Annotated in this window: 17 protein-coding genes; 8 read left to right on the top strand and 9 right to left on the bottom strand. The window is 44.0% G+C overall.

What is annotated here, in order from left to right; translation table 11 throughout:
- Window positions 1-2 precede the first annotated feature (2 nt).
- The gene (locus tag MINF_RS01235; RefSeq protein WP_012462622.1) at window positions 3-2,024 is read left to right on the top strand and encodes an ATP-dependent DNA helicase; all 2,022 of its coding nucleotides are present in this window, start codon (window positions 3-5) and stop codon (window positions 2,022-2,024) included.
- Between the two features lie 1,092 nt (window positions 2,025-3,116).
- Here the strand turns inward: MINF_RS01235 and MINF_RS01230 are convergent.
- The 3 genes from MINF_RS01230 to MINF_RS01220 all read right to left on the bottom strand — a co-directional run bounded on the left by MINF_RS01230 (window position 3,117) and on the right by MINF_RS01220 (window position 6,633).
- Window positions 3,117-4,889 carry a hypothetical protein gene (locus MINF_RS01230; protein WP_012462620.1) on the bottom strand — a complete coding sequence of 591 codons (1,773 nt, stop codon included), beginning with the start codon at window positions 4,887-4,889 and terminating at the stop codon, window positions 3,117-3,119.
- Between the two features lie 66 nt (window positions 4,890-4,955).
- A complete protein-coding gene (locus MINF_RS01225) occupies window positions 4,956-6,074 on the bottom strand; it encodes an SMI1/KNR4 family protein (protein ID WP_238523515.1) in 1,119 nt (372 codons plus the stop codon).
- A 19-nt stretch (window positions 6,075-6,093) separates the two neighbouring features.
- Window positions 6,094-6,633 carry a hypothetical protein gene (locus tag MINF_RS01220; RefSeq protein ID WP_012462618.1) on the bottom strand — a complete coding sequence of 180 codons (540 nt, stop codon included), beginning with the start codon at window positions 6,631-6,633 and terminating at the stop codon, window positions 6,094-6,096.
- Between the two features lie 183 nt (window positions 6,634-6,816).
- Between MINF_RS01220 and MINF_RS11300 the strand changes: the two genes are divergently transcribed.
- The 3 genes from MINF_RS11300 to MINF_RS01200 all read left to right on the top strand — a co-directional run bounded on the left by MINF_RS11300 (window position 6,817) and on the right by MINF_RS01200 (window position 8,858).
- On the top strand, window positions 6,817-7,080 hold the full coding sequence (locus MINF_RS11300; protein ID WP_012462616.1) for a hypothetical protein: 264 nt from the start codon (window positions 6,817-6,819) through the stop codon (window positions 7,078-7,080).
- Window positions 7,081-7,328: 248 nt separating this feature from the next.
- Window positions 7,329-7,721 (top strand): hypothetical protein, encoded by a 393-nt coding sequence (locus tag MINF_RS01205; protein WP_238523514.1) that lies wholly within the window; start codon window positions 7,329-7,331, stop codon window positions 7,719-7,721.
- Window positions 7,722-8,051: 330 nt separating this feature from the next.
- Window positions 8,052-8,858, top strand: coding sequence for an RluA family pseudouridine synthase (locus MINF_RS01200; protein ID WP_012462612.1), 807 nt, complete (start codon window positions 8,052-8,054; stop codon window positions 8,856-8,858).
- Window positions 8,859-8,897: 39 nt separating this feature from the next.
- On the opposite strand, the gene MINF_RS01195 is transcribed toward MINF_RS01200, so the two are convergent.
- A complete protein-coding gene (locus MINF_RS01195; protein ID WP_048810015.1) occupies window positions 8,898-9,911 on the bottom strand; it encodes a zinc-dependent alcohol dehydrogenase family protein in 1,014 nt (337 codons plus the stop codon).
- A gap of 146 nt (window positions 9,912-10,057) precedes the next feature.
- Between MINF_RS01195 and MINF_RS01190 the strand changes: the two genes are divergently transcribed.
- Window positions 10,058-11,431 (top strand): MBL fold metallo-hydrolase, encoded by a 1,374-nt coding sequence (locus MINF_RS01190; RefSeq protein WP_012462610.1) that lies wholly within the window; start codon window positions 10,058-10,060, stop codon window positions 11,429-11,431.
- A gap of 21 nt (window positions 11,432-11,452) precedes the next feature.
- On the opposite strand, the gene MINF_RS01185 is transcribed toward MINF_RS01190, so the two are convergent.
- A complete protein-coding gene (locus MINF_RS01185; protein WP_012462609.1) occupies window positions 11,453-11,683 on the bottom strand; it encodes a hypothetical protein in 231 nt (76 codons plus the stop codon).
- A 184-nt stretch (window positions 11,684-11,867) separates the two neighbouring features.
- On the bottom strand, window positions 11,868-13,760 hold the full coding sequence (locus MINF_RS01180; RefSeq protein ID WP_012462607.1) for a cytochrome c oxidase subunit I: 1,893 nt from the start codon (window positions 13,758-13,760) through the stop codon (window positions 11,868-11,870).
- Window positions 13,761-14,166: 406 nt separating this feature from the next.
- Here MINF_RS01180 and MINF_RS01175 point away from each other — a divergent pair, with 406 nt between their 5' ends.
- Together MINF_RS01175 and zwf are read left to right on the top strand one after the other, a co-directional pair.
- Complete coding sequence (locus tag MINF_RS01175; RefSeq protein ID WP_048810014.1) at window positions 14,167-14,544, top strand: hypothetical protein; 378 nt, start codon at window positions 14,167-14,169, stop codon at window positions 14,542-14,544.
- Window positions 14,545-14,660: 116 nt separating this feature from the next.
- Complete coding sequence (zwf, locus tag MINF_RS01170; RefSeq protein WP_012462604.1) at window positions 14,661-16,172, top strand: glucose-6-phosphate dehydrogenase; 1,512 nt, start codon at window positions 14,661-14,663, stop codon at window positions 16,170-16,172.
- Between the two features lie 11 nt (window positions 16,173-16,183).
- Here zwf and ppx read toward each other — a convergent pair whose 3' ends face one another.
- The 3 genes from ppx to rsmA form a co-directional block, all read right to left on the bottom strand.
- Window positions 16,184-17,647 carry an exopolyphosphatase gene (gene ppx / locus MINF_RS01165; RefSeq protein ID WP_238523513.1) on the bottom strand — a complete coding sequence of 488 codons (1,464 nt, stop codon included), beginning with the start codon at window positions 17,645-17,647 and terminating at the stop codon, window positions 16,184-16,186.
- Window positions 17,648-17,946: 299 nt separating this feature from the next.
- A complete protein-coding gene (locus tag MINF_RS11295) occupies window positions 17,947-18,099 on the bottom strand; it encodes a hypothetical protein (RefSeq protein WP_187146951.1) in 153 nt (50 codons plus the stop codon).
- Between the two features lie 66 nt (window positions 18,100-18,165).
- Window positions 18,166-18,981 (bottom strand): 16S rRNA (adenine(1518)-N(6)/adenine(1519)-N(6))-dimethyltransferase RsmA, encoded by an 816-nt coding sequence (rsmA, locus tag MINF_RS01160; RefSeq protein ID WP_012462601.1) that lies wholly within the window; start codon window positions 18,979-18,981, stop codon window positions 18,166-18,168.
- A gap of 134 nt (window positions 18,982-19,115) precedes the next feature.
- Between rsmA and metE the strand changes: the two genes are divergently transcribed.
- On the top strand, window positions 19,116-21,464 hold the full coding sequence (gene metE, locus MINF_RS01155; RefSeq protein WP_012462600.1) for a 5-methyltetrahydropteroyltriglutamate--homocysteine S-methyltransferase: 2,349 nt from the start codon (window positions 19,116-19,118) through the stop codon (window positions 21,462-21,464).
- The last annotated feature ends 4 nt before the right edge of the window (window positions 21,465-21,468 follow it).

Here is a 21,468-nt window from a genome sequence, read left to right as displayed (position 1 = left end):
TCATGTCTAGGGAAGATCGAAATGGATTTTTAAATGGTCAACTAAAAAATTCCAAGAAAAATACCTTTGTCCCTGGAGTTGCTGCTTTTTTTTCTCCCTCTGGTCCCTTGGCTCAAGCCGCTCACTACGAGTACCGTCCACAACAAGAGAAGATGGCAGAAGAGATCTATAGCAGCCTTGAAAAAAAAGAACATCTGATTATTGAAGCTCCAACAGGCACGGGTAAAAGTCTCGCTTATCTCGTCCCTTCCCTGCTTTATTGTAAACAATTTTCCCAAAGGGGTGTCATTTCGACCCATACCCTCAATCTCCAGGACCAACTGCTTCATAAAGATATCCCCCTTTTAAAAAAGACTTTTTTTCAAGACTTTTCCGCCGTCCTTCTTAAAGGACGTCAAAACTACTTCTGTCCCAAAAGACTAGAGAAAGTAATGAAACATGCCTCAGATCTCTTTTCTCATTTCGAGATCAATGACCTGATGCGCATTTATGATTGGTCTGTGAGAACAACAACCGGAGATGTTGAAGAACTCGATCCCCTCCCCTCTGCCTCGCTCTGGAGTCAAATCTGTTCGGAACCCGGGTTATGCAACTCCAGGAGCTGCTCTCACAATCCCCGCTGTTTTTATCAAAAATTTAGAGAAAAAAGTGCTCAATCCGATTTAACCATTGTTAACCATGCCTTTTATTTTTCTCTTCTTGGACAAAGCGTCGACCCGGAGTTTCAAAAAGAAACAGGGCTTCCTTTTGGAGAAAGTTTTGTCATTTTTGACGAGGCCCACACCCTTGAAAAAGTAGCTTCAATCCAATTAGGATTTTCTGTTTCCAAGTACCGGTTGCTCAACAACCTAGCTCGCCTCTTCAATCCCAGTACCCGCAAAGGATTACTGCTTTGCTTAAAGGAAAGCAAGCTCTTAACAAAAAACATCGAAGCTTATGAACAGGCACAATCTCTTTTTCAAGCCCTCGGCCGGATGCTTGTTCAAAATTCCCTCTCCGAACAAAGAATTCTTGCTCCTTTGTCCCTGCCCCATCCCCTTCCCGATACCTTGGAAAGGCTTGTCAAGGAAATCTCTTCCGTTCTTATCAATCTCGAGGACAAAGAAATCAAAGAGGAAATAGAGAATTGCCTGGAAAAAATCTCTCTCGAAAGACGAGCCCTGCTTGAATTTGTCGAAATGAAAATACCGGAGCACGTTTATTGGGTGGAGCTCTCCGATCCCTCGAATCCAGAAGGAAACGTACAACTGCTTGCCGCTCCCTTGGAGGTAGGTCCCCTACTCCAAACCCTCCTTTACGAAAAAGAAATTTCGGTAATCATGACCAGTGCTACTTTACAAGTCGCAAGTCATTTCTCCTATTTCCAAGACCGCGTGGGTCTTTACAGCCGGACGTTCCAATTGCAGTCGCCCTTTGACTACGGTAGGCAGATGAAGATCATTATACCCAAAAATATGCCTGATCCTTCACAGTCTCCTCAATACGAAGAAGCCCTAGCCTATTGGATAGAAAGATTGGTCCGGTACACCAAGGGATCTGCTCTTGTCCTCTTTACCAACCGTAAAACCTTATTGACTATGACTGAAGCCCTCGGCCAGAAATTAACAGCGTTGAATTTTCCTTTTTTTGTCCAAGATGGGAAAACCCCGCGCCACAAGCTTTTAAATCTTTTTAAAGAAGCACAACATGCCGTTCTTTTTGGCATGGACAGTTTCTGGCAAGGCATTGATGTTCCCGGAGAATCCCTCAGAAATGTGATTATTACCAAGCTGCCTTTTTCTGCCCCGGATCACCCCCAAGTCCAGGCTAAATGCGAAAAATTAGAACAACAGGGCAAAAATGCTTTTACCCATTACTCTCTTCCCGAAGCCGTCTTAAAATTCAGGCAAGGGGTAGGCCGATTAATTAGAAGCAAAGAAGATAAGGGAATCATAGCTATTCTTGATTCAAGAATACTTTCAAAATCTTACGGAAAGGTTTTCCTTAATTCCATTCCCCCTGCTCCCATCGAGATAATGGAATAAATAACCAAGAGCTTCTATAAAACCTACTTCTAAAGGGTCAGCTTGGCTGGGCCTAGATCCCTATCCTCGTAATCTACAGATCCTAAGGAGCCCAATCTCATCGTGCCTCCCCTATCCCTCCATCCCTTTATCATGGGGCATCATCTTCGGCAACTGCACCCTCCCCTCCAAGAATAGGAGAAGACGGCAATAGGATGATCGCCTATTCGACTGGTGAGATTGACCTAGGTATAATCTTTAACCCATGGAGGGGCTCCCCGCGTAGATTACTGGACATTCTCTTTTCTCCAGATGGAAGCGTTTTGCAGGATTCTCCGGTTTAAGCCCTTGCTGGTGCCCTACCGCTTAATCACCATGCGAATTTCTTTTTGTATCCTTTTCTTCCCTATCGATTCCTCAATACCGGGCTTCTTCCCAAGATGTTGTCCTCTCTAGAAAACTTATTCGAGCCCTAAGCTACTATCAAAAACATGTGCAAATATACGCACCGTTTCCCTCCTGCCCAGACGGGTCTTGACGAGCCCATTTGTAACCTGGGAGGCCTGCCTTTTCCGGCTACGGCAGAGAAACCCTCTCTGTCGTAGCGCTACAATGGATTGCCAAGGACTCGTAAGGGGTAGGGAAGTTGCTGTTGCCAGCCGTTCTGCGTTCATCGCCCTTCCATGATCACCATTATACATTAATGCGCTTGCAATACTAGAGCCTGGCTCCTAAGCATCCGAGGAGTCGGATTCTTTAAGGCCACTTAAAAATGTCGAAAAGGACATCAAGATTAAAGCCTCTTTTGTTTCTTTTTTCCTTCACCTTTAATGCCTAAAGATCCTCAAAGCTTTTTAGTTTCCCCTCCGATCCTTTCGTCTTTAGATCCAAATGGGCGCATTTGGCAAAAGATGCGTTCGTTGGCGCAGCCATTCCGACCCACCTACCGTTGTGCTCTACAGAACTACCCAAGGCTTTCCGGGCTTATAAAGCCTACCTTTCTAAAAGAGTTTTAATGAAAGAATTCCGTGCCCTTCAATAGGAACCAATCCTCTTTTCGCGTTTTCTCCTTTATTCCAAGCTTCCGCTTTCGTCCTCCATCATGTTTTGTTTTTAGCGCTGTTTATCCCGAATCTTCTTTTGTTCCAGTTCTAGGGTAGGGGAATGGTACAGGCCGGGGAAGGGATTTGGGGTCAATCCTCCAGCCTTAAAAAGGGGAGCTTCTTCCCTTTGTTTTTCTAGCTCTTCTACCCTCTTTTTTGCCTCACAGGCCTTCTGCCAAAAGGAACCGGGGAAAAGCGGTCCTTTTCCTATCCCGGGCAGGTTCCAGTAAGCCAGTATGCCCTCGGTTTTCTTTTGCTCCACCACCTCTTCTATCCTTTGGGCCAACCCCCTCCAGTCTTTATCCCTTATCCTCTTGTTGTTTTTTTCCAGGAAAGCCTTTAGTTTTTCATGGTCCATTTTCTCTGGGTCCGAGGCAGAAAGGACCGCCTGCTCAAGCCTTTGCTTGGCTGCCGCCTTGGTCTTTTCGATCGTTTTTAGATCGGCTAGCTTCCTTCCCTCCGCCTGGAGAAGACCACAGCCATCCAACCGATCCAGCTCAAGTCTTTTCCCTTCCTTTCTTCCTCCCCCCAACTCTTCCTTTAACCTCATCACCGCCTGGAGAGGAGTCACAGCCGTGGGAAACCCCAGGCTTACTCCAAGCTCCGCGCTTTTCCCAGTAGCCCTTTTAACAAAGCCAAAAGTAGGATCTTCTTGCCCGCCTTCTTTTTCCGGCTGCTCGATTTTCTTTTCCACCCCTTTGGCTACTTCTCCAAGGAGATTGTCCGCCGGTTTTTCTCTTTCCCAGGCAGTCTTTTCGATCTTTTCTTGGCTTGGGCTCTTGAATCTTTCCTGGATCCCTTGGGCATGGGCTTCTTCCCCAAGACCCCGGGGATGAAAAGGGGACGAAAGAGTAACCTTTTCCATCCCTTCAGATAGTAGCTCCGAAAGCCGTTGGCCGGCATAACCCCCGAAGAGGCCTCCCACGATACCCCCGGCCACCGTTCCTATCCCCGGCAAGAACAGCGATCCTACGGCCGCTCCTCCTATCCCTCCGAGCATGCTCGCCCCGTAAGAAAAGCCTATCCTTCCCCCCGCTTTGCCCAAGGCCAAACCCCACCTGCCCGTCTCCCTGCCTTCCTTCACCGCCGCCTGTACTTCTTGGCCAATACCCCAAATGCCTAGCAGGCCTCCAAGCCAACCCATCAAGCCCTTGAGGTAGCCATTTTCTCTAAGAAATTTGGTAACTAATGTTCGTTCTTCTCCTTTGGCTATCTTCTGAACGTCGTTCTCTAATTTCCCCAGAGTGGATTTAACAATTTTTTCGTAAGGATATTTGGAAAGCTCCTGACCGATGTTCTCTATTTTGCTAAGATCCTTGGAGGAAAAAGTTACAGAGGGATAGCCTAGCCTTATGCCTTCACCATTTTTGGGAAAGCCGTAGGATCCATACTTTCTTGCTAGCTTATTTAGTACCCGATCAATCTTACTGTCGATGAGCTTTGTTTTGAGATCGTGCAATGGCTTCGGAAGAAAATCGAGGTTGTCAAAGCTGTTGGGGTTCTCAAGGTTACCCGAAAGGAATAGGGGGATCCGGTGGTCTACGTCCCAACCGCACTTTTCTGGAAGCTTGCCGTTTAGAAAATATTTTTTAATTTGATCTTCCGTAAACCCCCATTGAAGCAGGCTCTTCCGCTTATTTTTTGCCAAGTACTTAAGGTATTCTCCACGAACCTCATTATAGAACTTTTTTTCGAGTTCATCTCTTTCCTTGGGATCAATGCGCTTTACTTCTACAATTTTATAAGAGAAATAAGTCAGTTTTTTTTCATCCGGCTCGCTCACCTGGCTTGTCCTCCTTATTTTTTAAATAGGACAAGCCCTTTTTATTTTTTTCCCCTTCTTCCCCGCTCATAACACCTCTTCCATCACACCAAACACTTTGTGTTTCAAAAGAGAGTAAAAGTCCGGATAAACAAATTCTCCCCCTACCGGAATAAGAGCTTCGCACCAGTGGAAAAGGCCGGTTTGAAGATCGTACATGAAGGTATCAAAAAAAGAATCCCTCTCCCTCCCGAAGAAAAAATAAGAGGGGTGCATCCACTCCTTCCTTTCTTCCTCGCTTTCCCAAGACTCAAGACTCCTGTAGTCGTAGTTATAGGGGAAAAGATATTCTATGTTGTACTTTTCAGCTTCTTGTTCTTTTCTTAACGCGACCACGGGAGAGTCTTCGTCCGGGATGGAAAAAAGGATAGCTCCTTCAGTCCAAAACCCGTTGCTAAAGGCTAAGAATGCCTTGTAAAAATCGGGTAGGGAAATTCCCAGCTCCTCCCTGAAACGCCGGTCGGCTTCCTCGATCGCCCGTGGGCTTGCCGGGGGAAGAAACGACCGTTCGTTTGTAAACCGGCTTCTCCTTACCGTTTGCAATAAGTGGATCACTTTCGGTTCAAGCAGCCTTGGAGCGGGCCCTAACACCTCAAAAAAATAGGCCAGCTCCCCCTCAAGCATCGAGTAGAAATCCTCGTACAGCCTTTCTTCTTGCGTATCAAATGGAGTAAAATTGTATTCTTGATCTTCAAGACATCCACGCCGGTAGCACTTCAGCCGCACGTCATAGATATATTCGCGACTGCCGCCTTGAGTCCTTCCCAAAAAAAGAAAGTTCGGGTTGTTCCATTTCGATTTGCTTCCTTTATAAAATTCTCTATTTCCTTCGTTTTCCTCCAACAGGTCCCGGTAAATATCAGACCGCAGGAAAAAAATGGCATTCGAAGACCGATTTTGCCACCAAGAGGTGCGGTGATCGGCAGCGAAATAAAAGTAACCGTAGCCAAAGCTAAACCCGTTGGCGTAGCCAAGAAGTTCCTTGTAATCCCGGGGTAAAGCAATGCCGAATTTTTCCTGGCATTTTCTGTCCGCCTCCTCTATGGCCTGAGGGGAAGCCGGTGGGTTAAATTCAATGTAGGGATGCTCTACTTGGTGAGACCTCAAGGTCTCCAGTAGGTTTTTTAGCTTGGATTCTTTGTTCATCCTATACCTCTTTTTTATTTCATTTAAGCTTTGTGCTTTTCCAAGACCCGTCAACGGTTGTTTTTATCCTCAAGGTTTTCGGTTCGCAATAATGCGAAAAAGGAGAGTGAGCCAACGCTACGGCTTTCCCATTTTTGGGAAAGCCGTAGGATCCATACTTTCCTGCTAGCTTATTTAGTACCCGATCAATCTTATTCTCGATGAGCTTTGTTTTGAGATCGTGAAGCGGGTTCGGAAGAAAATCGAGGTTCTCAAAGCTGTTGGGGTCCTCGAGGTTGCCCGAAAGGAATAGGGGGATCCGGTGGTCTACGCTCCAACGGTTATCATCTTGAAATCGAGGAAGCTTGCCGTTTAGAAAATCGTTTTTAATTTGATCTTCCGTGAACCCCCACTGAAGCAGGTTCTCCCGCTTGTTTTTTGCCAAGTACTTAAGGAATTCTCCATGAACCTCATTCTTGAACTTTTTTTCGAGTTCATCTCCTTCCTTGGGATCAATGCGCTTTACTTCTACAATTTTATAAGAGAAATAAGTCAGTTTTCTTTCATCCGGCTCGCTCACCTGGCTTGTCCTCCTTATTCTTTAAATAGGACAAGCCCTTTTTATTTTTTTCCCCTTCCTCCCCGCTCATAACACCTTTTTCATCTCACCAAACACTTTGTGTTTCAAAAAAGAATAAAAGTCCGGATAAACAAATTCTCCCCCTACCGGAATAAGAGCTTCGCACCAGTGGAAAAGGCCGGTTTGAAGATCGTACATGAAGGTATCAGAAATAGAATCACTCTCCCTCCCGAAGAAAAAATAAGAAGGGTGCATCCACTCCTTCCTTTCTTCCTCGCTTTCCCAAGACTCAAGACTCCTGTAGTCGTAGTTATCGGGGAAAAGATAGTCGATGTGGTATTTTTTGAACTTCTTTTTCTTTACTCAGCTCGGGACAACCAAAGAGTCTTCTCCCAGCATGGAAAAAAGAATAGCCCTTTCGCTTCCAAAACCGCTACTATAGGTTAAAAAAAATCCATGCAAAATTAGCCCATACCGTTCTCCATTTCACACAAAACACAGTCCGTTCCCATTAGCTGGGGAATTCTTCGAGAAAGGAATAAGACCAAAAAAAAACTCTTTTTAACCCGGTTTTGGTTTTGCTTCTATAACGAGGTTCGAAATAAAACCCCATTTTTTTCAACGAATTGATCCTTCCAGATCTAAGAATTTTTCTGGAAGTGAATATCTGTATTTTTCTACGATCATTATTGAAAATGACCTCAGATCATATTAAGCTTTTTACCGATATGAAAAAAATCTGTTTCTCTCTTATCTTTTCGTTTTTAGTGTTCTTCGGTCCATTCTGCGTGATCTCTAAGGCCCAGGAAGAGAAGACCGTCATCAAAGGAAAAGTTATAGACCTGGTCTGCTATCTTGACCATGGCGCCGAAGGGGAAAAACACTTAAAGTGCGCTAAAACCTGTATTGAATCGGGATTACCTGTGGGATTGAAGGGAGAGGATGGAAAGCTTTACATCATTGTCGGGGAACACAAGCCAATAAATAAGGAATTGGTTTCAAAAGCACAACAAGTGATTACGGTCAAAGGAAAAGTGGTGAGCAAAGAGGGATTCAATTTAATTGAAAATGCCGAGATAGTCCAATAGGCTTATTTGGATAGTCCGGCAATAAGCCACCGACTTCCATGCGTAAGCTTCAAGTCTTCTTGGATGTCAATGCTCCGCGGTTCTGCCGGTGGATAATGAGCTTTTGATAGCTTTATCCTTTGCATTTTTTTTCTTGCAGGTTGGCTTTTCATAAATAAAAGCCTTTTGTTCTGTTTTCCCTTATTATTTAAAATACGGTCTAAAAGGCTAAAAAGGGAGGGCAGTTGGGCCCTGGCGTTCTATTTTGAGATAGCCTAAGAAATTCAAAAGCTTTTTACTTTATGTTGATTCAAAAGGAGCTCTATTGAAAAATAACCTGGCCTCTTTCTTATGATTTCACCTGAGCCTCCCTATTTACCCCGTATTGTTGAAGAATGCCAGGATTATCTCATCGTCGATAAACCCCCTTTTTTACTCTCCCATCCCACGAGGAAAAAGAAAGGTCCAAGTATTTTGGAATGGCTGCAAAACCTGCATCCAGGAATTTCCTTTAAACTCATCCATAGACTAGACCGGGAAACAAGCGGACTGTTAGTGGTAGCCAAAAATTCCGCCGCCGCTGCTTATTTCGGGAGGCAGATGGAAAAACGGCTCATTCAAAAAGGATACTTGGCCATTAGTTGGGGAGAACTCAAAGCGGATTATTTAAAAATCGAAGCTCCCCTTGGATACCTGGGAGGAGCTAAGGGTAACGAGATTGTTATTCGCCAGGGGATAGTTCCCCATGGAACCCAATCCGTAACAGAAATTTATCCTCTTGGACATGGCGGAGGGTATAGTTTGCTCTGGGTTAGACCTCTTACCGGGAAGTTGCATCAAATCAGGGTGCATCTTTCCACGATAAGACACCCGGTTGTGGGAGATAAACTTTACGGCCCCAATCCTTCATTTTTTCTAGAATTTGCAAAACGGGGATGGACCGAAGAGATGGAAAAAGTTTTGCTTCTACCAAGGCATGCCTTACACGCTGCTTACCTTTCCTTTTTTTGGAAAGGAGATAAGAAGCAATTCTATTCTCCTCTCCCCGAAGACCTTAAAAAATTCCTCGGCCTGGTGCAGAATCTATCAAAACTGCAATTGAATAACCCTATTCTTGCGAACGACCCCTGGGGAAAGATATTGAAAGAACTAGCTTAAAAGAAAACGGCTTGAACAATCATCAACCGAAGAAATGGGTTATAACACCAGGACAGCACGCATGATAATTTCGCCCTTTTTAAGCTTCATTAAAGCCTCCGGGGCATCTTCAAGGGAAAAGCCCTGGCTGATCGGCTTGACTTTGCGTTCTTCCGCAAGTCGAAGGACTTCTCTCATTTCTTCTCTTGATCCAATGACCGTCCCTAAAACGGTTTTTTCCTCGACAAAAGAAAAGCTGCCAAGCTCAACATTGACCCCTAAAACAACCTTTCCCCCGGCATTGACTAAAGAGATTGCCAACTGTGCCACAGCGCTTGAAGGGGCAAAAACGATCGCACAGTCTACAGCTCCCTCTCTTTTTAATTTTTCAAGAGCGCTTCTATCTTCTCCATGAATGCACTCTTCTGCACCCAACTCTTTTGCGACCTGCAAATGAATAGGATTTCTAGAAATAGCAATGGTGGTCGCTCCGGCAACTCGGGCAAACTGCAGGGCCATATGCCCCACCCCGCCTATACCAAAAATGGCTACCCGCTTGCCCATCACGTTACCCACCCTTTTGAGCGCATGGTAAGCGGTAATTCCAGGACAAAATAAAGGCGCTGCTTCCATAGCCGAAAGAGTTTCAGGAACTGGATATAAATGATCTTCTTTACCCAATACATACTCCGCATACCCTCCATCTACGGTTTCTCCCGTGATCTCTTTCTCCGGGCAAAGTTCTTCTCTACCTGTCCAACAATAGGAACAGTGACCACAAGAGAGCCAAAGCGGTTGTAGCCCCACGCGATCTCCTTTTTTGAAATGCCTAACCCTATCGCCCACATCCTCCACCCTACCCACGATCTCGTGTCCCGGAATAATGGGAAGTTTTGCGGGAATTCCTCTTTGTAGCCATTCTCCTTCGATCATGTGAAGATTGGATCGACAAACTCCACACGCTTCAATTTTAACCAACACTTCATCTTCCTTGGGATAGGGGATATCGACTTGCTCTAACCGCAAGGGCTGCTTTTCTATCGCAGAGGGAGTTGTTAACAACAAGGCTTTCATGGGGATAACTATTTTCCTATATTTTAAGGGCAACCAAGCCGAAGAAAAATGCTGATTTTCCCTTGATTTATAACGAAAAATAAATTAACTAAAAAATTAACTACCCACAAAAAAAGAATTGTTTTTCCATTTTATCGTTTAGTTTAGTGAAATTTATAAATTTAACACGTTCTCTAGAAATAGGGGCCAATTCTTATTTTTTAGACTTTGGAGAGGACGGTCGAATAGTTCTCGATGCGGGGCTTCACCCCAAAATTGAAGGAGAACTGGCTACGCCAAATTTTCAAAGCTTGGAAGACTATCCAATAGATTGCCTTATCATAAGCCATGCTCATCATGACCATACGGGAGCTTTGCCCTTATATCTCAGAAAATATCCAAACCTCAAGGTCTTCTTAAGCGAACCCACCTATTATTTAACTCCTCCCCTCCTTCACAATTCTGTTGAAGTCATGCTTAAACAGAGGCTTGCTCTGCAACTTCCTGAATATCCTCTTTATACTCATAAAGAGATTGATCAGGGTACGGAACGATGGCAAGCCTGTCACATTAATAAGGAATGGTCCTTAAATGGTTATCCCAATCCCAAGCATGAACCCCTGACTTTTCGGTTTTACCCGAGTGGACATATACTTGGAGCTGTAGGAGTTCGTATATTCCACCGAGGGAGAAGAATATTTTATACCGGAGATGTCAGCTTCAAAGAACAAACCCTGATGCTTCCCGCGGATTTCCCTACAGAGGGAATAGATGTCCTTATCATCGAATCCACCCGGGGTGCCCTTGAAATGGAGAAGGGAGTAACCCGACAGACAGAAATTCAAAGACTGGTCGAGAGCATAGAAAATACTTTCGATAGGGGAGGATCGGTTCTCATCCCGATTTTTGCTCTCGGGAAAACCCAAGAAACCCTGACTACCCTTTTTTTCGAACAACAAGAGGGCAGGCTGAGAAAATGTCCCATCTACATTGGAGGATTAAGTAGAAGTTTTTCTGAAATTTACGATAAACTTTCTTCAAGATCTTTAAGGAGATACCCGGGATTCAAAATCCTGGATACCATAGCTCCCATAGTCATCAATGGGAAAAAAACCCACCGTATTCAACCGGCAAAAGGGGAAATCTATCTCGTTACCTCCGGGATGATGAATGAAAATACCATTTCCAATATCTTGGCTCAAAAATTCTTGCCCAACGAAAAAAACTCCATATTTTTTGTCGGCTATTGTGATCCAGACTCTCCAGCCGGTCAACTTCTCGCCACGCCTAGAGGAAATCTTGTTGTGCTCAACAGCTCAAGCAAACCTCAACCGGTCCTTTGTGAAGTGGATCATTTTGATCTTACCAGCCACGCCTTAAGAGAGGACATCTTATCTTACATCCAACTCCTTGAGCCAAGAACATGTATTCTGGTCCACGGGGATCCCAACGCTCTGGATTGGTTCAAACAAAGACTAGAGGAAGAAAGCCCTCAGATTAACCTCGTGATTCCTTCTCCAGGACAACCGATAGCTATTTAGGCTTTCTTTTTTGACCGTTGTTTACTCTTGCCAATGCTCTTCTTCTTCGAATGGTTCGTCAGAAAAAAGAAATTCAGAATAAGCGGGGGGCAGTTGTGTTTCTTTCCTCTTTAAATTCCATGCAAAAATGATAAAAAGGACAAGAAGAAACAACACTAATCCAATGAGAAAAAGCCCAGAGAACATGGCCGCAATGCTTAGCCTTTCGTCCAGTTCAATAAAACTAAATACCCATTCTTTCCCGCTCATCATCCTTTGATCCTCTTTTCTCCTCTAGCATGGATAAGGCCAGGCCGTGGAGCAGAATCCCCTATTCCCCACCATGCCCAACAAAAAAAGGCTTTCTTTTTTAAATTCTCCAAGCATTAAACTCCACTCCCCTTTAAATTCACCCTCCTATAACATAAGATGCTTTTGAGGGAGTTTTTTTCCATCGCTATACTTTTGCTACTTTAGCTTGGGGAATTTTTGGCTTTGCATCGGGCTCCCATTGAGGAGAATAATCTTTATCGGCGCCGGGAACACTATATTCATACGGACCTCGATAAACGGTGAGAGCCGAAAGAAAGTTTCCATGCCCGGGAGGCGTCGGTGCCGCCCACTCCAGGGTTGTTCCCTGCCATGGATTATCCGATTGGACTTTCTTTCCGTAAAAAAGACTCCAGAAGAAATTGATAATAAAAGGAATCTGAGCAAGAGCAAGCAGCCACGATGAAACAGACATAACCTGATTGAGCCACAACACCCCTTGAGCCATTTCCCAACCCTGCCCACCGTCATACCATCTTCTATGGACACCTGCAAAACCCTGGATCAACATGGGGAAAAAAACTCCATTAAAGGTTATAAATGTAGGCCAAAAATGAAGTTTTCCCAAAAAAACGTTCATTTCTCTCCCCGTTGCCTTTGGATACCAATAATATATTCCGGCAAAAAGGGCCATAATCGAGGTTGGAGCCATCATGTAATGAAAATGACCGATGACGTAATAAGTATCATGTAAAACCATATCCGAAGAAGACCATCCCAAGGGAAGACCCGTCAACCCCCCGATTCCAAATAAGGGCAACCAAGCCAAAGCAAATAACATAGGCAGGTTAAACCGTATTGAAGCCCCCCAAAGAGACATGAGTAAAACTGTACCGATGAGAACCGATGGAATAGAAATAATGGTTGTAAAGAGCTGAAAAAAGGTACTAATGGCTTGCCCCATTCCCGTCATGTACATATGGTGTGCCCAGACAATCATCCCTACAAAACCAATTGCCAAAACGGAGTATACAAGGATCTTGTAACTCCAGAGAGGCTTTCGCGTATTATTGGCTATAATCTCGGCCACAATACCCATCGTAGGCAGAATCTGGACATACACTTCAGGATGGCCCAAAAACCAAAAAAGATGCTGCCAAAGCAGAGGGGAACCTCCTCCACTATAATGGACATGCTGCCCGTTGACGATCAAACCCTCTGGAGAAAAGAAACTCGTGCCCGCCAATCTATCCATTAATTGCATTATAGCCGCCGCTTCCAAGGGTGGAAAAGCCAGAAGCATGAGAAAAGCTGTGACCAACTCAGTCCAAATAAAAAAAGGAAGCCTCATCCAACTGAGCCCGGGGGCTCTCAACTGAAAAATGGTTGTGATCATGTTAATGACTCCAAGTAGAGAACCCGTGATGTTGAAAGCCATACCCAGAAGCCATAGAGTCTGGCCATTAAAGAGGGGATGAAAATGGGGCCCGGAGTCCGCCAAGTCAGCAAGGGGTGGATAAGAAGTCCAGCCCGATTTCGCGGCCCCTCCGGGAACAAAAAAACTCACCATGATAATCACCGCGCCTACAAAAAAGCACCAAAAGCTGGCCATGTTTAGCCGCGGGAAGGCCATGTCAGGAGCCCCCAACTGCAGGGGGACCACAAAATTGCCAAAACCGGCAAAGAGGGCTGGCACAAGGGCCATGAATATCATGACCGTCCCATGGATAGCTCCAAAGGAGTTATAGGCTTGAGGAGTCATCACTCCCCCGGAAAACATTTCAGGGCCAAAAATGTTTTCTAAAATCCCCCCAAAAATAGGAATAGGCTTCCCAGGATAAGAAAGCTGCCATCTCATAACGATCATCAGCCCAAAACCGAAGAGGGCTATAATCAAGGAGGTGATCATGTACTGCATCCCGATAACCTTGTGATCCGTTGAAAACAGATACTTGCGATACCAGGGCAACTGTTCATGATGGCCTTCAGCCTGTTTTCCACCTAAATTTTCCGTAGCTATCCCCTCTGGGTGATGAGAAACATCCTGTTTGCCGGCATGAATAAAATCCTGATTGTCCATATCCTTATCCTTTGTATTCGTTCAGTCGTTGGGACAGGGTTGTAAAAATCGCCTTTTCTTTCCCCTTCTCCCGTAGTCATTAACAAGGGTAGAATGAAAAGAAAGAAATGAAAACTCAGGAAGAATTTCCAAAAACAGCTGCTGGTTCCACGGAGAACCTAGTTAAAGTTTTTCTATTCCTTCTTAATCCGATCCATTAGAAATGGGGCCAGCAAATGCCGAGGGCTAGGGAATGTACAAGGGTCTGAATAGGTAGTTGGACAATCCTCTTAAGTTCTTTGCTCTTAGCTTCTTATGAAGGGAATCCTGGAAGTATCAAAGAATAAACAAAATAAAGAAATACTTTATTATCTTTACTCCCGGCTGTATTGTTTTTTATCGAAAAGTAAAAGCGGCTCCATCTTCCATGAGACATCTCTTTTTATCCTTATTTTTATTGATAACTTCCATCTCCTTTTTTGCCGGTTGTTCTCGGCAACCTCCATCCCTCAATCCTGAAGGAAAGTATACGGGTTGCTGGAATGAAGAAAACGGAACTCTAACCTGTGTTACCCTTTACCTGAGTAAAGAGGGAAAAGCCAAGGCAGAACGTCGTTCCAAAACACCCACCAATCCCCAGGAAAAGGATGAGTGGGAAGCGGAATACAAAGTAGAAGGTGATAAAATTTTAATCGGGTCGGCGGGCAAAGTTTTTGCCCTTTTACTCATCCGGGACAACGAGCTCATCGATCCTAATCACAAGGTTTTTGGTAAGCCTGTGGTGCTTAAAAAGATTCAAAAATAAATCCCTTCACTTTCTTTTTTTTGCAACTTTATTTCGTACATAAGGGTTTCTATGAGTGATGTATCCTATTTCTATTTCCAACCTCATGCTTTCTTTAAGCTTTTAGGAATCCGACCATGACCCGAACCATTGAAAAATTAAATCAAAACGCTTCGACCATTTTCATCATTTTTGGAGGAGCAGGAGATCTCAGTTGGCGCAAGCTTTTCCCAGCCCTCTACAGTTTATATAGATCAAATTGGCTTCCCGATAATTTCGCCATTGTCGCCGCAGATAGAAAATCAATGAATTTAGAAGCCTATCGCGAACATATCAGAAGTGGCATCGAATCGTTTGCTCCTCAATATGAGAGCTCTTTATGGCCCAGTTTTTCGGAAAAAATAGAGTCCTACTTGATCGCCGACTTGTCCGAAGAAGCTTTCTATGAATCTTTGAAACATACCCTCGAACAGATCGGATCAAAGTGGGAAACCAAACCCAATTGGATATTTTATCTAGCCATCTCCCCTAGTTTAATCCAGACCGTCGTCAACCAAATCGGTATCGCTCAACTCTTTTTAGCACCTGGAGAAGCGAGGATCGTCGTCGAAAAACCCTACGGTCATGACCTGAAGTCAGCCAACGAGCTCGACCAATGCCTTGGGAAAGTTTTCAGAGAATCTCAAATTTTTAGAATAGATCATTATCTAGGGAAAGAAACCGTCCAGAATATTCTTGCCTTGAGATTTGCAAACGCTTGGTGGGAGCCGATTTGGGATAGCCGATACATCGACCATGTCCAAATTACCGTAGCTGAAGAAGTGGGAGTAGAACTGCGGGGAGAGTATTACGAGCGTGCAGGTGCCCTTCGCGACATGGTCCAGAATCACATGCTTCAACTCCTCTGCCTCATAGCCATGGAACCCCCGGTTTCCTTTGACTCCGATGAAATCCGAAACAAAAAAGTGGACGTTCTTCATGCGGTCAGAAAGATCACTCCTGACGAGGTCCACCAGATTGCCGTCCGTGGACAATACGGCAGAGGATGGATAAAGGGTAAAGAAGTCCTAGCTTATAGAGAGGAACCCGGTGTTAATCCCGATTCTTCTACAGAAACTTTTGCAGCGATCAAGCTTTTCATTGATAATTGGCGCTGGCAGAATGTTCCTTTTTATCTCAGAACAGGGAAAAGACTGACTAAAAGAGTCACCCAGATCGTCGTTACTCTAAAACCCATCCCTCACCAAGCATTTCCCGCTCGGGCTCTTGATCAATGGCTCCCCAACAGAATGATCCTTAATATCCAACCTGAGGAGAGTATCTCGCTTGTATTCCACGCCAAAATCCCGGGTCCGGTCATCCGTTTAAGCCCGGTTAACCTTCAATTTAAATACCAAGAGGCATTTAAAAAAGCCTCTCCTGAGGCTTACGAAACGCTTCTGCGGGATGTGATCATCGGAGATGGGACCTTGTTCATGCGTGCTGATCAAGCTCAAGCAGCCTGGTCTATTGTTGACCCTATCCTCGAGTTCTGGGAAAACACTCCCCCCATCGACTTTCCGAATTATCCGGCTGGGAGCTGGGGGCCAGAAGCTGCTCAAGTACTGATAGCTAAAGATGGGAAAAGCTGGTATGAAGGAGGATATTGATTTCACAGCTCTTAGCTATATTGCAAAAAGAAACCTGCATTAACCAAGTATTGCGCCTCTGTGGCCAAGTCTGCTTCAGTCAAGGGATGGTCCTTTAGCCAACCCTGGGGAAAAGTAAGCTTGATAAGACTGGAGCTCGCTTTTATATCTATTTGAGGAGTTTCATCATCGTTACGCACCCGATTAATCAAAACGGCCAGTCTCAATAGAACGCCAAGTTTTCGCATCGTCTCTCTGTCTTCAGACCTCAAGAGCTGAAGTTCGGCAAGAGGAAATTTTCGCCTATGAGAACGAACAAGAAAAGAAAGGCATTGTTGATCTCTTAAAGAAAAACCCGGCATGTCGAGGTGATTTAAAAGGTATTGTCCATGTTTGTGATACTGGCTATAAGAAACAAACAGGCCTATTTCGTGGAGAAGCGAAGCCCAAATAAGTATTCTTCTTTGAAAATCTCCCTCAATCTTCCAATCCTTTTTAACTTTTTCATAAAAGGATAAGGCAACGGCTCGAACTCTTTCTGCTTGAGCCTCATCGACTTGAAAACGGTTCATGAGCTCTCTTACAGTCTTCTCTCGAATATCTTTCTGATAAAGTCTACCTAACAAATCATAAATTACCCCTTCCCGGAGAGCTCCAGAGGATACCTCCATATTCTCAATGGAAAGAGCCTCAAAAATGGCGGAAAGGATAGCAAACCCACCCGGTAAAACCTGTTTTCTATCATAATCAACGCCTTTGAGAGAAAGCCGTTCAATGCTTCCCGCCGACAAAAGATATTTCCTTAATTTTTTTAACGAGGAGGCACTGATACCACTCTTTGACCAGCCCTCGGCAATGACAATATCCTGAATAGCTAAAATCGTTCCACTGGAGCCGATTGTTCTCTGCCAACCCTGTTTTTTAAAAATGTTCGCTATCGGCTCTAATTCTTGCAATGCCATTATTTCTGCATCTCTCAATCTTGAAGCCGCAATGATCCCTTCAGAAAAAAAGGCTTTGGAGAGGCTTACACAACCGATATAAAGACTCTCCACTCGGCGAGGTAAAAATCCTTCTCCTAGAATAAGTTCTGTGCTTCCCCCCCCGATATCAATGACGAGCCTTTTTTGGCCATCGTCTTCCATGGAATGAGCAACACCAAGATAAATCAAGCGAGCCTCTTCATGACCTGAAATCACATCGATCTGGTGGCCCAAGGCTTCTTCTGCACTTTTTATAAATTCTTCCCTGTTTTTAGCCGTGCGAAGAGTATTCGTTCCAACAGCCCTGACCCGATGGGGAGGAATCGATCTTAGCCTTTCTCCAAATTTCCGCAGGGAATTAACGGCTCTAGATATGGATTCCTTGCTCAGATACCTGTTCTCATCTAGTCCCGCAGCCAGAGAAACAGGATCTCTTATTTTGTCGATGGCTCGAATAGATCCATTTTCCACTTGGACGACGATCAAATGAAAGCTATGTGATCCTATATCCACAGATGCAGCCAAATCCATAACAAGATAATAGAGAAGATTAGCTATTAAAAAAGGAACAAAAGACTTTTGGCCGCCTCAAGCTTCCTTAAAGGAGTCTTTAAAGTTTTTATCCGTGAACATGAACGGTGCTTTTGCTGATTACGGAAAAAATGAGAAACAGGAACAGAAGGCCAATTAAAAACATAACAATAAGGAAATATATATCTCCCGGCGCCAGGGTCTTTTTCGGACGATTTTTAGGATCCTTGGATGACATAAGCTAATGTTATGTCATTTTAAGAAAACAAAAAGCTTTTTTTTTACATGTAGCTTTTTTTGCTTATTACCGAGAATATCAAGAATATAAAGAGCAGCCCGATCAAGAACATGATGATGAAAAAATAAATATTTTCAGCCGCCACCGATTTTTTTTTCCGGGGATTATCTTTTTTTTCTGTTTTATCTTCGTTCATAGGAAATTCCTGGACAAAAATCCTTCCTTTTTGTCATTTCAAAACAGAATGAAAAGAAAAGAAAGTTTAGTTTTTACAGCTACCCCCGCTTTTTTCCATGCGGGAATCTTTTAATTCCATCCATAGATTTGCCCAGCATTCAGGAGGGATTTCATCCGGTCTGTGGTCTAAGGGGATATGCAAAATTTTCCCAAGCTTTTTTCTACGCTGAGAAAAGCATCTTCTGACGAAAGCATAAAAAGAATACTTCTCCGGGGCATCCATCCTAAAGGCCGTATTTTTAGGTTCAAAGAAAACAACGGCCGATTCAATCTTTGGAACAGGATAAAACACCTCTTTGGGAACTTTTCTCATCTTCTTAATTTCAAAAAAATACTGCATGAGAACAGAGAGTGCTCCAAAATCTTTCGTTCGCGTTTTTGCCATGAGTCTTGAGGCGACTTCCTGCTGCAGGGTAAAGATCATTCTGGGGAAAGGAACAGCAAGAAGAGCCAGCTTGGCCAATAAAGGGCTGGATATGGTGTAGGGAAGATTCCCTACAAGGATTTTCCCATGGGTCGATTGGGGAAAAGAAAAATCTAAAGCGTTAGCTTGAATAAGTTCAAACCGAGGATTGGCACTAAATCTTTCGAGCAAGACCTTGCAAAATCCTCTATCTATTTCAATGGCCTTTAAGAAAACATTTTGCTGCAAAAAAAACTCGGTCAACGATCCAAGACCGGGACCAATTTCATAAATTTCCTGGGGTAAAGGTACACCCTCCAGGGTCTCTCTTACTATAAATTTAGCCAAGTTTTGATCGATGAGAAAATTCTGCCCCAACTTCTTACTTGGAGAAAGGTGGTTAGAAGATAACAAGCTTTTAATCTCAAACAATGTCACAACCCAATTAAAATGACGATATTCCTACAGGGATAAAATAATTTATTTGAAAAAAAAACTCATTCTTCTTTACAATGATGACGGTTATCTTCATGTTTTTCGTTCAATTATCTTAAGTTAAAGGGATAAAATCTATGAGTAGTTCCAAAAATCACCTCTATACCCATATCCTTGGTTATCCCCGCATTGGATCTCGCCGACAACTTAAATTTGCTTTAGAGTCTTACTGGAAAGGAGAGAGTTCCCTTCATGACCTGATAGAGGCGGCAGAGGGGATTAAAAAAGAAGCCTGGGAAAAACAGCACAAGGCTCAAATTTCCCTTCTCTGCTCCAACGATTTCAGCTTTTATGACCATGTCCTAGATACCCTATGCCTTGTTGGGGCCGTTCCCCAGCGGTTTAAAAGTCATAATGGGCCTATTTCCTTAGATCTTCTCTTTACCATGGCTAGGGGAATGGAAAAATCTCGAAGGGGACAGGATAGTTCCAATATTCCTCATCCCATGGAGATGACGAAGTGGTTCGATACCAACTACCACTATATCGTTCCCGAATTTGAGAAAGACCAGCATTTTTCTCTGTCTTCTTCAAAACCTTTTGAAGAGTTTAAGCAGGCAAAGTTCCTCGGCTTTTTGACTAAACCGATACTCTTGGGGCCGATTTCCTTCCTTTTCCTCGGTAAGAAAAAAGATCCCTCAATTAAAAATGCCGAACTCATCGCTAAGATCCTCCCTATCTACGAAGAAATTCTAAAAGAATTTTACAGCTTGGGCGCTGACTGGATTGAGCTAGATGAACCCATTTTAACACTAGACATTTCCACCGAGTGGCAGAAAGCCTTTTATGAAGTTTATACCAAGCTCAAAGGGGCTGTTCCTTCGCTGAAGATCCTTTTAGCCACTTATTTTGGAGCTCTAAAAGAAAACAGGGAAATAGTGAGTTCCATTCCTATCGATGGTCTCCATTACGATTGCACCCGGGCAGGTCAAGAACTCCAGGGTTTACTCCAAAACTGGAATAAAAACAGGGTTCTTTCCCTGGGTATTATTGACGGAAGAAATGTTTGGAAAAATGATTTTTCCCAGTCATTAAAAATTATTCATCATGCCCTGGAGTTCATCCCCGTCGAACGGCTTTGGTTAGCCCCTTCCTGCTCACTCCTTTTTGTTCCTGTCAGCTTAAAAGAGGAGAAACAGCTTAGCGGGGAGATCAAAAGTTGGCTTGCCTTTGCCGATGAAAAAATAGAAGAACTGGCCACTATCGCTAGACTCGCTTTAGTAGAAAATTATCAAAATGACGAACAGTATAAGGAGAACCAACGAGCCATAGAACAGAGAAAAACAAGTGGATTAATTCATGATCAGTCTGTTCAACAAAGGTTGGCAGCCCTAAAGGAGGCAGATCTTTCTAGAAAAAACCCCTATCGAATAAGAAAAGAAATTCAAGCCAAAAAACTTTCCCTTCCTCTTTTTCCCACTACCACCATTGGCTCTTTCCCTCAAACGACAGAAATAAGAAAAATGCGTTCTCGATTTCGACTCGGCCACATTACCCAAGAACAATATGATACCTTCATCCAAGAAGAGATTAAGAAAGTCGTCCGTTTGCAAGAAGAGATAGGCTTGGATGTTTTAGTCCATGGAGAATTCGAAAGAACGGATATGGTAGAATATTTCGGGGAAAAACTAAAAGGCTTTCTCATCACAGAAAACGGATGGGTCCAAAGCTATGGGTCTCGCTGTGTCAAGCCTCCGATCATCTATGGTGATGTTTCAAGGCAGCAACCCATGACCATAAAATGGTCAAAGTTTGCTCAATCGCTCAGTTCAAAACCCATGAAGGGCATGCTAACCGGTCCCATTACGCTCTTGCAATGGAGTTTTGTACGAGACGACCAGCCCAGAAAAATTACCGCAAAACAGATAGCCTTGGCCATTAGGGATGAAGTCAAGGATCTAGAGCAGAACGGCCTGGGAGTGATCCAGATCGATGAACCCGCCTTAAGAGAAGGCTTGCCCTTGCGCAAAATCGATTGGAATGACTATTTAGAGTGGGCTATTGAAAGTTTTAGGATCGCCTCTTCTTGTGTCGAAGATTCAACCCAGATTCATACCCACATGTGTTACTCTGAATTTGGAGATATCATTGAAGCCATTGCAAAACTGGATGCCGATGTTATATCCCTTGAAGCTTCTCGATCCGGCCTCGAATTGATCGACTCTTTTGCAAGATTCAGATATCCCAACGACATCGGCCTGGGGGTCTGGGATATTCACTCTCCAAGGATTCCCACCGTCAAAGAAATCCTCGATACCCTTAAAAAAGCCCTATCTGTGCTTCCTAAAGAATCCTTATGGGTAAATCCCGATTGCGGGCTTAAAACCCGCAGTTACGAAGAGGTCGTTCCTTCGCTAAGAAACATGGTCGAAGCTGCCCATCTTTTGAGAAAAGAATTCGAAGCGGTAACCGCGGTAAAATCCTAGGAAA

This window comes from Methylacidiphilum infernorum V4 (assembly GCF_000019665.1).
GTDB classification, from domain to species: domain Bacteria; phylum Verrucomicrobiota; class Verrucomicrobiia; order Methylacidiphilales; family Methylacidiphilaceae; genus Methylacidiphilum; species Methylacidiphilum infernorum.
The sequence above is the reverse complement of the archived record's forward strand: the minus strand, read 5'-3'. Positions and strand labels throughout refer to the sequence as shown.